Genomic DNA, 13449 nt, shown 5'->3' on the forward strand with positions numbered 1-13449 from the left:
ATATTTTGACCAAAAATAAAATTCCATGAATGGGATAACAGGGAGCCGGAAAGCTCCTGTGTTACCCCACCATGGAATTTTTTTAACTTAAATTTACAGTTTTATTTTACTGTGACCTTCACCCGTTTATTTACTCCATTTAATGCAGTAACATAGATATAACAGGTTCCTTTTTTCTTTGCATGGATCGTACCCTTTGCTGTTACAGTAGCAACCGCTTTATTGGTACTGCTGTAGCGAAGCTTAGCACCATGCCCTTTGGATAACAGTTTCTTCTTGTTATCCTGTAAGATAAGCTTAGTTGTTATCTTTGCTGTTTTACCTTTCTTTAAGGTATACTCTGTCTTCTTGCACTGAATCTTCTTTACATTTGTATATGTCTTGTTCTTCGGACCTGCGATATGGAGGGTCAGTCCTGTAGCAATATACTGCTTCTTTCCATTCACAATACGATATGCCTTGACGCGGACTCTGTATGACTGCTTCCGATTCAGACTCTTGCCTTTATACTTACTCAGTACTGTTGCGTTCTTCTTTGCACCTGAAATCTTCTTAACAACAGTCAGCTTCTTTCTGTTACATGGAGCTGCATAGACATCATATCCCTGTGCCCCCTTAACAGCTTTCCAGGTCAGTTGGATTCCCTTCTGTGTCCAGACAACCTTCTGTTTGCTGGAAAGTGTCTGTGAATTCTTCTCGATCTGCTTCTTAGTCAGTTCCTCTACAACCGGTTTTTCCGGTTCTAACGGAGGCTCCGGCGTCTTAACAACCGTTACCATGATCTTAATCGGTACATTCTGTAACAGCTTCTCATCAACGGTACATACCAGTTTGCTCAGATCTGTATTGTTCGTACGGACATCTGCTGTGATATCTGTACCATTCATACTCCATGCATTGATCTCGTAGCCAGCGATCACCGATGCTGTCATTGTAACCGTGCTGTCCCGATATACTTCAAGACTGCCGGATCCGGCGGATACATCCTGCATAAGATCATTCTGTTTTTTGCGATCCACATGAACAGCTATTGTTCCTGCCTTTGCTCCATCTGCTGATACCAGCTCATACTGAAGTTCTACCTTTGGAATCTCCTTATAAGTAACTGCAACCTCTACATTTTTCTCAAAGCCTGTATCTGGTGCCTGAATCCTGATCTGCTTATTGTCTGTATTTTCTATATCAGAAACCGTCATATCACTGTAAGCTGCACCATCCATCATTACTGTGATCTGATCCACTTCATATCCGGTCTTCGGTACTGCTGTCATAACGATATCCTCTGTGCGGCATCTGTCAATATAACCACCGGATGCAACATTACACTCCAGTGTTCCGTTATTATCACTGTTATATGCGACAGTTGAACGATCAAGCAGAACGAGTACAACACGCATGGATTTGTTTACACTGTTAAATGAACTTTCCTTCGCATCCTTTCCGGTTGCGATCGTCTGTTCTTCTGAACCGGTAAATAGCTTCCACGCAGAGATCTGATACTGCTCCGGTACATCTGCTTTCATAACAACCGGCAGATTCTTTACGATCTTTGTATCATTGCTGATCTGCACTGAATCGCTCCATGCCGTAACAACATCATCTACCTGCTGTCCCTGTTCATTTACCGCTTCAAAATGAAGTGTTTCCATCTGGAACATATTGACAACCAACTTGATCTTCATGTTCTTCTGGACGTTGGATACTACATACTGATCTCCTCCGGTTGCTGCAACTGTATAATGTATATCATCTGTATAGATTCTCCATTCTGATACAGTAACGGATTCCGGAAGATCTGCTGTAAGTGTCACCGTTGATCCCTTTGCTGCCTTGCCATCCTGAACCTGTTCTGAGACATTGATCTTACAGCCTGCAACCGATGTATCCGGATCTTCTGCGATCACTTCTGTCTCAAATAAATATGTCTCTACCGGTTCAAATTCAACAGCCACAACAGTATCTGTCTCCACATTATCGAGTGTGATCTCTGTTCCGGCAAAGATACTTCCGTCAGTATTTTTCTGGATCTTTGCTGAACCACCATGAGAAACCGTCCACTGTTTTACGACATAATTCTCATCTGGAACTGCCTGAAGCAGGATACTCTTTCCCGTAAGGATGGTCTCACCTGTATCGATCTTGCTTCCATAGTTTCCGGCCTTTACATAATATGCCTGAAGACTTCCGTTTTCCGGCTGATCGTAATTCAACTGGTAGGTTTTTGCTGCAAATGATACACTGACATGAACACTGCTGCTCAATGCTGAAATGATCAATGTATCTCCATTTACCACATAATCAGTTCCGAGAACCAGATCATTTCCATCGCTTCCTGTTACCTTCCATGCTTTGATCTTATAATTATCCTTTGGAATTGCTTTAAAGGATACCTTGCTCTGATCTGCTAATCCGGCTCCGGATGCAAATGGCTCTTTGGAGTCTCCACAATATCCTTTTATCGTTCCCTTGCCATCAGACTCATATCGGACTGTATACTGGTTCGATACGATCTGATATTTTCCTCTGTTCAGAGTGACGTTATATTTCTTCAGGAATTCTTTTACCAGATCTATATACTCACTGTCTTCTTCGGTTCCAACTGTAAGCCATGCGATTCCGGTCTGGTAAACACCTGCTGACGAATTTTCATCTAACTTCGGCTCAGCCTCTATTGTTATCAGATCCGATAGCTTATATTTAGCTGCATCTGAATCCAGAATACCGGATTCTGTGTCATCACCCGCATATTTTACATCAACATCTGACAGGCTTAATACTTTATCTGCCGTGTCATCCTCTGATATATCATCCTTTGATGGAGCAGTAATAACGATCGGCCGTTTGCTTACAGTAAGCATCTTCATCGCATATGATTTGGTCTGACTGGTACCGCTCTGTCTGGTTATCGTCGCAGCAAATGTATGCTGTCCCGGCCATTTCGGTGTAAATGTATTACCGGTTATATTTTCTGTTACAACCTTATCATCTCCATCTACATAGGATACCTGATAGGATACAGAAGCATCCGCTGCTAGCGGTTCTGTCGTTATATTACCGGATGTATTATTTTCCCGTTTTCCCTGTCTGACTTCTAACTTAATGGTATTGCCATATTCCGCATTGTTGCCTGAAAGAACGTATACCGTATCATCGGTACGATCTATTACATAATAAACGGTCTGTGTATCTGTAGGATATAATGATGTATTTCCTCCATAGGATACAGTTACCGTATAATCTCCGGCTTCTTCCGGATTCCATACAACAGACGCATTACCATTCTTATCTACAATGGTTGATATATCACGAATGGAACCGGTTCGGTTATTGAAGAAGTTTACATTTACAATTCCTGTTTTATCGATATTGACAGAAGATGTAACTGCCTCTGCAACATGGATCTGAACCGTTGTCTGATCTCCCTTTATGATATCTTCAACCTGTGTATCATATGTTTCATTCACAGTAACGACCTCGCCAGGGGTAACACCATACTGGTTAGAAGCACTACTTCCCATAAGAGAAAAGGCATCATCCGTAGCGATCTTCAATTCATTAAATGTTGTAACGATCTGCTCCTGCTGGTTCTCATCTGTTACCGTCTGCTCTGTCTTATAATAATAAATCTCATCGGCAGTCCGATCTGCTTCGGCGGATTTTGCATACATGATATAAGCATTATTTCCTTCGTATGCCTCCGGCCAGTACAGATACCAGGTTGTTCCATCAACCTCGATATACTGCTGATTTGTAGTGCCGGCAGATTCTTCTTTATATCCGGCATAAGCAGGCACATAGGACTGAACAGTACCGACATACGCTTTTGCTGTAATTGCTCCATCTGTGTTCTGCTCTAACTGATACCACTGTGTAACTGCTTCTGACATAGCATCCGTGCTGTACAGCAATATCTCACCATCGGCTGTTACTGCTGTATATGCATAATAAGTCTTGCCCGCTGCAGTCTCTGTCACCTGTTCTGTTACAGGCTTTATTGTATCTGCATCAACTCCGTTCCAGAGAGCGGCTGCATCACCGGTTGTTCCACTCTGGAATACATTTGGTATTACTTCATTTAATTTCACCTTTGCAGTTGCTGTTCCTGCTGTCTCGTTATATCCTTCCAGTACATACCATTCATTTGTCTGGCTGTCAAAATAGATAAATGCCGGTATTACCGCATTCGGATATACGGCAGATACCGCTGCACCATTCTTATACTGAACAAATGTCTCCTTCTGCGTTCCGATCGTAACCGCTACCGTCTTCGATACCGTACGTTCATTGGTAACTGTCCGTGTCTGTGTGTACTGTCCAAATGCTGTATTAGTTCCCTTATTTGCACTGTCGGACTGTGTATTGCTGATCGTTGCTGTCATCATACTGTCAGCTCTTCCGACATGCAGGATACCCGGAGCTCCATATGCATATAACCGCACACCCTTTATCAGCTCAGAAAGAACGCATCGATAAGAATTGCCATCCATATCTTCTGTAATGCCATTCAGCTTCAATGTGCTTCCATTTATACCGGAAGCTTCTTTGTCCGTCAAGTTTACCCAATTGACCGAACCTGCTTTTCGAACCTGCCATGCATAGGACAGACCGCCTTTTGCATTTGCAGATGGAAGTGCATCGATCACAAAGCTTGCATTACCGCCGACAACAACTCTCTGAACATTTGTCATACTTAAGATATCCGGTTTCTCACTGTCAGCCAGTGTATGAACGGATACCTCTGGTGTGTATTCGGAGTATACAGTCTCGCCTCCGCTGTTTGTTCCAACTGAACGAAGTGCAAATTCATATTCCGTCGATGGTTTCAGTCCATCATAGGTGTAAGAAGCACTGTCGCCACTGATCGTATCTAACAGACTGTATTTATTGGTTGTAATACCATCATTAAATACCTGATAGATCTCATATTTCTCTGCCTTCTTATAACCACTTTCCCATGCAAGCGTTACGGAATCCGCGGTCACTGTATCCACACTGATATCTTCCGGTGGAGATGGCGGCTGTTCGACATTCTTTACAACAAAGCCAAGAATCGGAACATTGCTATCGCCAAGCTTTGCCTGCCAGATACCAAATTTGGTACTGAAGCTGTACTGAGAATCCGTCGCCGGCGGGTAAGCTACCACGCCTTCCTTTGATACTGATGAATAATCAAATGTTGTCTTACCGGAGCCCCAGCCACCGCCAAGCTTGACACCACCGCCATAATTCATCTTCGCTACCTTGGCATCAATTTCACCTTCTACACCAAGTGTCAGTTCGAAGCTGTTCGTCTGGGTCATTGTTTTACTGCTCTGTGTATTGTCCGTAATATTCATAGCTACCGTTGTCTGGTCATTGACCTTATTATTGATCTCTATCCAGTTCGGATAGCCAACGAAACCTTTCATTCCAAGCGAGCTGGTCGCATAGGTATCCGGACATCCCGGCGTACTGGACAGAATATCCTTCGTAATTACCTTATTCTGCAGAGTTTCATCACTTTCTGCAAATCGGTTAAAGGTATCTACATCCATGGTCGAATAGACCGGCTGCTGCTGCACTCCGACCTCCATGGTATACGATGCACTTCCATTCGCCGGTGTGATGACATATTCATACAATATAACCGGCGTTCGATAAAGTACTACCTGATTCTTCGTACCATCATTTTCAAAACTGATCGAATACTCATGGGAAAGCTCATCCTCATACGACCACTCCCAGTCATGGGTATAGGACGCCTCCGTATGGAACTGCAATGCTGAAGAACCGATGGAAAATGATGCATATGCTCCGATGGATGCCATTTTCGTCTTACTGGTTACCGTTCCTTGTCCGGATAGCTTACCATATAAGGTTTCTCCGATATTGCCATTATAATAATTATCCTGAAGCTCTCCAAAATATGGAGCAGCCTGTAATATAGCCAGAATATCTACATTACTGTATGTATATTTCTTGCTCTTAAAGGTAAATACATCTGTATCTTTATCCGCATCAACTGCTGCGATCGCCAGACATGGGAAATCACTCATGCCGACATGCCGCACCAGCTCGTTTGAAGTCGAATCAAAATAACTGCCCGGTGTACAGATACCGGTCGATGAATCCTTGTTCTGTTCCTTACCGGACATGTTCACCCGGTAAAAGTACCGGTTAAAGCTCTGTTGCTTATATCCGGTCGTATATAAAACCTGCTCAATTCCCAGATCATTTTCATCAAAGTTTCCTGCCACACATCCGTCTACCCAGGTATCGGATATGATATAACCGCCGATTCCTTTATCACTGCTCTGACATACCTTGGCTGTATAGTCCTTTTTCCATGATTCATTTTCAAACTTCCAGAAAACACCATCTAAGAAAACCTGCTCCGCATCATTTCTTCCGTTTACTGCCGCACAGGTCAATGCAGGAAGCGGATGCACATTATCATCTTTATCAAAGCCTGCATTTACAAAATTACACATATCCATTACGTTTCCGCCGGATGGAATTAATGTCTCCACCTCTTCATTTGGATCGTATTTCAATGTTACCAGCATATACTTTTTATTTGAACCGGATTTATCTCCATCCGGGCCATCATTATCACTGTATACACCGGCAACTACAACTTCCGGGAAGCCATCAAAATCAATATCACCTGCTGCTACAGATGCGTAACGCATATATACACTGCATGTATCCTTATCCATTACATACTTATTCATCTGCTGTGGTTTCTTGTTCTCTACCTTATAACAGGCAAATACAGAGCTTCTCTGCTGCAGCTTCTTTCCATCACTGTCATCGTGGATATTCGAATAGGAACCAACCAGAAGGATCTCATCTTTACCATCCCGATTGATATCCGAAGTTTCTATCGACATGTTGATTGTTGCTCTTGCTGTCTTACCATTATTGGTAAATTTACCTGCCATATCCGCTCCGGTATTTCCCATAAAACTACGAACCGAAATATTATCACTGATCGGCGATAAGGTGATTCCGTCCAGGATCATAATATACGGATCTCCACGTTTTGGAACATAGACTGCGATATCTTCATCTCCATCACCATCAAAATCTCCTGCCTTTAATGTAAAATAATTCTTATAGGCACTGTATTTTTCAAGCTGATTATCCCGAAGCCAGTCATTATCATCACCCGATCCAAGGCTGAAGGTCTTTCTTAATTCCTGACCTTTACCGGATGCACTGTATCTTGCTACAACAAGCTGCGGATCTTTTCCCAGTGATGCGCCAACAAGTGCAACCATATTATCACGTCCGGTTCCATACGGATCATAACCGTCTACATTTACATACTTGACATCAGCTGCGCCGGATGCTGTACGGCTCTGCATAAATCCATTGTTGTTCCGTTTCGAATCCGGTCCAACATAATAGCCCTTGATATCCGAGCTTTTCGTATAGTTATACGTCTCAGCATTTCGGTTCTTTCCACTGGATCGATACCATAAAAATGCTTCCATTTTTTCATTAAATGCAGAATAGCCGGAACCATATGGATTTTCACCGTCATTTGCATTAAATGAACTTGGTGTCGTCAGATTAAATCCATATTTATCCTTTCCGCTGTTATCTGCATTTGAAATATCTGCCTGCGTGACCGCCTGCCCCGGCGGCTCATCCGCAAGAACTCTGACCGGATTTCCAACCCCAGGAAACATACCGATCACCATCGAAATCGAAAGCATTGCTGCCATCCATTTCTTTCCCCATTTTCTGTTCATGTTCTCATCATCCCTTTCTTACATAAACGTTATTCTTGTTTCTGAATGCTGTCTCTGCATCCAAACCTCCAGTTACATAATAATTATATCGAAATATTTTCTAAAAAGAAAGAAAAATAGATACATTTTATAAATATATCCATCTTGTAAACACAATATGTGTATTTGTTCTGACAATTTGCGTTAGTTGATTAGAAGCGGATACAATTTAAAACGCATAATGTTATGCAAATATTGTCGGATCAAATCATTAATTATACCCCTCTTGCTTCAAAAAAAGACATTTTCATATGATATCCTTATAAAAATATATCCCAAATTTCGGACATATCTTAAACTGTAACATCATACGAAAATGTCTTATTATGTGCTTCAACTATTCTATTTTTTATTCATTAAACTGCTGTTCTATTATGAATGAATGCTATTCTATTTCCATTTTACTTGATAAATAAATGCTGTCTTCTGATCACATCTTATTTTGTAAGAAAATACTGTGCCTGAGTACATCTTACTTTGTAAACAATGCTTCTATAAATACATCTGCGATCAACTGCTGTCCCACTGCAGTCGGATGATCATCCGGATCTATATAATTTTCTGCATTCTGATTATTAAGCACAATATCATTCGATGAAGCAAAGGCTTCATAGCAATCTGCCAGTACAATATTCTTTTCTTTACATACTGTACTAATGATTGTATTTGCCTGACTGATCTTTTCTTCTGCATACTGTCCGATATTGACTGTTATCCCGCCTGCCGATATTTCATAATCCATATTACGATATGGATTATATAATGTCATGATCGCAATCCGGCAATCCGGCGAAGCCTTACGGATCAGATCTATACTATCTGAAAGATTATTATAAAACCGATTCAGATTATCTTCCGCAGACCGGTCTGCCTCCTCAAAGTCCCGGACAAATGTCTTTTTATTAATTTTTTTCCAAAGCGAAGAATCATCTCCTGCACCGGAATATCCATAAAAATAATCTTCATACTGCATAACAAAGAATTCAAACGGAAGAAGTGCATCATTCGTACCAATGCAAAATGTCACATAATCAGCATGGTCTAACAGATCTACCTTGCCTTTCTTGATATTTTGCCACATGTCGTCACTGAGCTGACCATTTACACCTTGATTACATTCGACAACCTGCATCCCCTGTTGTTTCATATAAGCAGCAATCCTTGCAGAAAATCGTTCATTCTCAGCATGTTCTAATGAATATCCATATGTAATCGAATCTCCCAATGCAACATATATAACAGAATCATCCGATACCTGCTCATCTAACTGCAACAATTTTGCATTATTCTTTGTACGACCATGCAATCCCCAGACGATTGCAATAACACATGCCCCGGCTACTGTGATCAGTCCGGCAGCCTTCCATTTTTTCATATCGATCACCTCTGTCTTATATAATACTCCCTTATAATATAACACTATTTTATATTTACAGGCTAACGAATTAGCATTTTACATACCCGGCGCCAACCCGAAGCCTTTCGTATTATCCTAATCCGGTATAATCTCTATATATACCTGATCGTATTTGTATTTCAGTTCTTGCTTGATCTCATCTCGGACACGATGCAGAATGCTGATATGTATAACGTCTGTTTTATTTCCAATATATACTTCGACCCAAAGCTTCCGTCCGGTCTGGATAACATCTAAGAATGTAACCTCATAGGGATAATCATTCATATGTTTATCCACGATTCCACGTATCTGATTTAAGACATCTTCCTCCGGCGCAAATAAAATCAGATTTTTAATGCTCTGGAAAATCTCCTTTACCGGTTCTGTTATAAGAAGCAGTGCCATAATTACAGCTACTGCAGGATCAATATATGGCGTCAGGAATCGAAATCTCGTTGTAAGCAATATCATCTGAACTGCAAATGCTACGGCTACTCCCATACTGCTTATAACATCAAGCTTCCACATATAAAGCTCAGCTTTGATCGTCGTAGACTCATACTTTTTACTGTAATGACCAAGCAACAGATACATGCCTGCACATCCAAGACATACAAGCAATTCAAATATAGCAATACTGCCGGCATCAACTTCATGTCCACCATGTAATAACAGCTTTATATTTTCAACCATTAGATTGCAGGTAAGTGCTAATAATACACTGTACTTTACCAGTAAAAACAACGATTCTACCTGCGCATATCCATATGGATGCTTCTCTGTCACCGGTTTATAAAGCAGGGGCACAAGCACCAGAAACGGTCCGATCATCACTAAATCCGCTGCATCAAACAAACAATCAGTCCACAAAGAATGGGAATGGGTAAACCATGCCATCACACCTTCCGCTACTATAAACAATACACTTCCAAGAAATGATAGTTGTAATATTCTCTTTTCAATCGTCAGTTTCTCTTTCTTTTCCCTACGTTCTTTCTTTTCCCTACGTTCTTTCTTTACACTGTCCTTTTTCTTCGTACTATTATCTGTCTTCATCTGTTTTCTCTTTCTTACTTTCATCTTTTTCTATTCTTCAATCTCACAACTACCACTATAACACAAAAATCCCGCCCGGCATACACCAAATGGGATTCTTTGTATCGTTCACAATTATATGCAAACATATAATTTTAATTATTAACTAACAAAAAGCCCCTGTTACTGCAATATAACAGTAACAGAGACTTTTTATTATTGACTATTATAATTCACGTTTTCGTGCAGTCTATTATTTGTTAGCGATTGCAGCCTGTGATGTCAGTCACAGTAAGACGCTCCCCTGCCTTGCCCTGACCGTAGGTATACTTTGCATACGAATCCACGCCGTAATCATCCAGCGCATATCCGTCTATCAGAAGTTCCTCTCCCACTTTTATCTCTGTCTTTGCTGTGTCTATATACACCGCATAAGCGGGTACGTCAAATATGCTGTCATAGCTGTCATATATAGCTTTGTCTGCATCCGTGGCAGGCTCGTATGCGAGCAGTACACTCTTTTCCCATACAGCTCGGAAGCCGTGAAGCTTGTGAGCACATCACCGTCTATACCGAAGCTTACCTTGTCCCTGTCTGAATCCGGTATCTCAGCCCAGCTATGAGAAGACTTGCCCGGTCATACTACGAATCCTCTATAAATCCAATACCTTTATAACACTACTCATATTTGTATGCTACGAGCAAACACTAATTAACTTTCCAGTATTTTATCTGTCTAACAATGTCCTCTCGTACCTTTTCCTCAGTTAAATAATCTGGAAATACACCATCCTTCTTATAATCATCTGATATTGTAATGTTCCTTTCAAGCAATTCTTTTAAAAATTTAATAATCTTTGCTTTTTTCTTATGATCAAAAGCCTTAAATGCTCGCAACAAATCTGTGTAGGTACTAATCTCTCTAATCAGCGTCCAAGTATCTTGTATAGTCATGTTATCGCTAATATATTCTTCAGCAATTCTTATACCATTCTTATCGCCTAGTAACGAAGTAAAATGGCAATACATATCAAAAGCATGTGCTGTTTTATACATATTTTTACTTCTTAATAATTCTTTGTATTCAGCATTTTGCTTGCTTTTGAGCCATTCCTTTTCTAAAGATTTCGGTACACAATATCTTTTATATTTTTCATATTGTCCATCACGAACCATCTGATAATAGCTGCCATCATATTTATCAAAAACAGCCTTGGCATCTTCAAAATTCTTATTACTCATAACTATTCTAGCTCCTAATTGATTATTGCTTCCCATATATCCCCATTTTTTATAAATGAATATCCATGTTCTACTAAAAATTTTACCTCACTTGAAAAATACCCATCTGCTTCTGCTGGATTATGAGATAAAATAAAATTTTTTCCCTGCGAAAGCTGTTGCTCTAAAAACCTTTCATTTATATACCACATATTATCATTCCAAACTATTTCTTCAATTTCTGCCCAGTTATCCAATTGAAAATATGTTGCATTTTTTTCCTTCGCAACATTAATGTATGATACTCCATCTTTGTTATATTTCCCCAAAACAACTGTTGTTGCGGTACTATTGTGTGTTGCACCTTTTGCCAACCGAGCATAAAAATACTGAATATTAATGTACCCTGTAAGTGTCACTTCTGCCAAAGCCAGATTACCTAATCTGCCCATCATGTCTGCTGCCTGCTCTGCAGAACTTAAATCTCCCGTAAACAAATAATCGAGGTTATCAGTCCACATTTCATAATTCAACGCTATCATCGCAACAACAAGTAAACCCAACATAGTGCCATATGCCACCAATGAAAACGGTGTTAGCGTAAGTGCGAAGAATTGAACAGCAGCCCAAACCAACATTGACGTTGCAGCAGCCGAAGAAAATGTAGCGCATAATCCTCCAAGCGTCAAAAGCGCCGATAATGAACCCCCATTCAGCCCTCCGGATATCATATACGCCCCTGCTCCGGTCTCCGGGTCTATGACCATATACCCTGTTCCCGACCAGCTGCCTATCGTCATGTCCTCTGCCGGAATTGTGACTATCTTACCTGCGTTTACGGCTTCCGTCACTGCCTGTTTTGTGGTGTCTGTTGTATTCAGTTTTTCCATCTCTTCCGCCATGTTAGCGGATGAGATGAGCAGAAGTTCTATCCCCTTCTCCTGTGCCGCAGCCAGTATGCTGATGGTTGATACGCTCTCGTATCCTGTGAGCTCCTCCCACACCGTACTCTCGTAAATATTGCTTACTTTTTCCCTTATTTCTCCTCAACTTAATCCAACCTATACATATCTGCATGTATTACATTATCTACTTGCATTAAGACCTAATATCATTTTCGCTGTTTTATTATTTTTGTCCATTGTTAATAACAGTTCTGCATATTCCTTAGCATGACTATAATCCATAATGCGTTCAGGAAGTCCATAAAAAAATAGGATTCTTTCTAAATTTCCAATGCTATTTTGTATTTTAAGTGCAAGTCTTGAATAATAATATGCCGCATGATATGCTCCCTCATAAAATGCTAACGGTCCCAATAACAAATCAATTAAGACGTCTAACCAGAACATATCCTGTGTAGTTTTAAACATATCCTGTGCAAATAACAGCAGGGTTACATTTTCTGTATCATTTGCACATATGATAATTGTATCTCTAATCAAATTCCTATCCATATCCTTACACAAGCCTTTAGCAAAATCAAATTGTCCGTCTAATATATATTTAACAAATTTTTTTTCCATTTCACTCATTTCCCTCCAGTGTATATTCAATTAACCCATGCATTTGATATAGATATTCTTCCATCATAAGACTTCATATAAGTTACCGTAACCTCATAGCCATTTAATACAGCTGTTTTTTTATATGCAGACTTATATGAACCTTCTTTGCCTGTTTTCATAACATTTACTATTATACTTTTTATATCCTCCCAATTTTTATCAGAAACCAAATATTCCCAATTATGTTCAGAACTTTTACTACCATTAATGATATGGTTTACTTTGTTATCGCTAAAACCATTCAGTTGTTCTAAACATTCAGAAGCATCCTGACCATTGACATACATATTATCGATTTTATTTAATCGACCATTAATTTGACTTGCCACGAATACTTCCACCAAAGCCAGATTACCTAATCTGCCCATCATGTCTGCTGCCTGCTCTGCAGAACTTAAATCTCCCGTAAACAAATAATCGAGGTTATCAGTCCACATTTCATAATTCA

Annotated in this window: 8 protein-coding genes; all 8 read right to left on the minus strand. The window is 40.2% G+C overall.

The window, feature by feature from the left end; genetic code table 11:
- Positions 1-101: 101 nt before the first annotated feature.
- The gene (locus tag GT641_RS02745; RefSeq protein WP_161116761.1) at positions 102-7739 is read right to left on the minus strand and encodes a fibronectin type III domain-containing protein; all 7638 of its coding nucleotides are present in this window, start codon (positions 7737-7739) and stop codon (positions 102-104) included.
- A gap of 511 nt (positions 7740-8250) precedes the next feature.
- The gene (locus GT641_RS02750; RefSeq protein ID WP_161116762.1) at positions 8251-9153 is read right to left on the minus strand and encodes an SGNH/GDSL hydrolase family protein; all 903 of its coding nucleotides are present in this window, start codon (positions 9151-9153) and stop codon (positions 8251-8253) included.
- A gap of 117 nt (positions 9154-9270) precedes the next feature.
- The gene (locus tag GT641_RS02755; RefSeq protein ID WP_161116763.1) at positions 9271-10233 is read right to left on the minus strand and encodes a cation diffusion facilitator family transporter; all 963 of its coding nucleotides are present in this window, start codon (positions 10231-10233) and stop codon (positions 9271-9273) included.
- A 239-nt stretch (positions 10234-10472) separates the two neighbouring features.
- A complete protein-coding gene (locus GT641_RS13275) occupies positions 10473-10607 on the minus strand; it encodes a hypothetical protein (RefSeq protein ID WP_279282133.1) in 135 nt (44 codons plus the stop codon).
- Between the two features lie 313 nt (positions 10608-10920).
- Positions 10921-11454, minus strand: a complete 534-nt coding sequence (locus GT641_RS02760) for a hypothetical protein (RefSeq protein ID WP_044944921.1) — start codon at positions 11452-11454, stop codon at positions 10921-10923.
- Between the two features lie 14 nt (positions 11455-11468).
- Positions 11469-12437 carry a hypothetical protein gene (locus GT641_RS02765; protein WP_161116764.1) on the minus strand — a complete coding sequence of 323 codons (969 nt, stop codon included), beginning with the start codon at positions 12435-12437 and terminating at the stop codon, positions 11469-11471.
- Positions 12438-12518: 81 nt separating this feature from the next.
- Positions 12519-12968 carry a hypothetical protein gene (locus GT641_RS02770; protein WP_161116765.1) on the minus strand — a complete coding sequence of 150 codons (450 nt, stop codon included), beginning with the start codon at positions 12966-12968 and terminating at the stop codon, positions 12519-12521.
- Between the two features lie 17 nt (positions 12969-12985).
- Positions 12986-13449, minus strand: a 464-nt coding sequence (locus tag GT641_RS02775; RefSeq protein WP_243143675.1) for a polymorphic toxin type 35 domain-containing protein, incomplete at its 5' end; no start/stop codon positions are given.

Origin of the sequence: Clostridium sp. BIOML-A1 (assembly GCF_009874105.1) — a bacterium.
Lineage (GTDB): Bacteria > Bacillota > Clostridia > Lachnospirales > Lachnospiraceae > Coprococcus.

Bases quoted from the DNA above. Each gene is read 5' to 3' on its own strand.
- GT641_RS02745 (WP_161116761.1), bottom strand. From the start codon at position 7,739: ATGAACAGAAAATGGGGAAAGAAATGGATGGCAGCAATGCTTTCGATT.
- GT641_RS02750 (WP_161116762.1), bottom strand. From the start codon at position 9,153: ATGAAAAAATGGAAGGCTGCCGGACTGATCACAGTAGCCGGGGCATGT.
- GT641_RS02755 (WP_161116763.1), bottom strand. From the start codon at position 10,233: ATGAAGACAGATAATAGTACGAAGAAAAAGGACAGTGTAAAGAAAGAA.
- GT641_RS02760 (WP_044944921.1), bottom strand. From the start codon at position 11,454: ATGAGTAATAAGAATTTTGAAGATGCCAAGGCTGTTTTTGATAAATAT.
- GT641_RS02770 (WP_161116765.1), bottom strand. From the start codon at position 12,968: ATGAGTGAAATGGAAAAAAAATTTGTTAAATATATATTAGACGGACAA.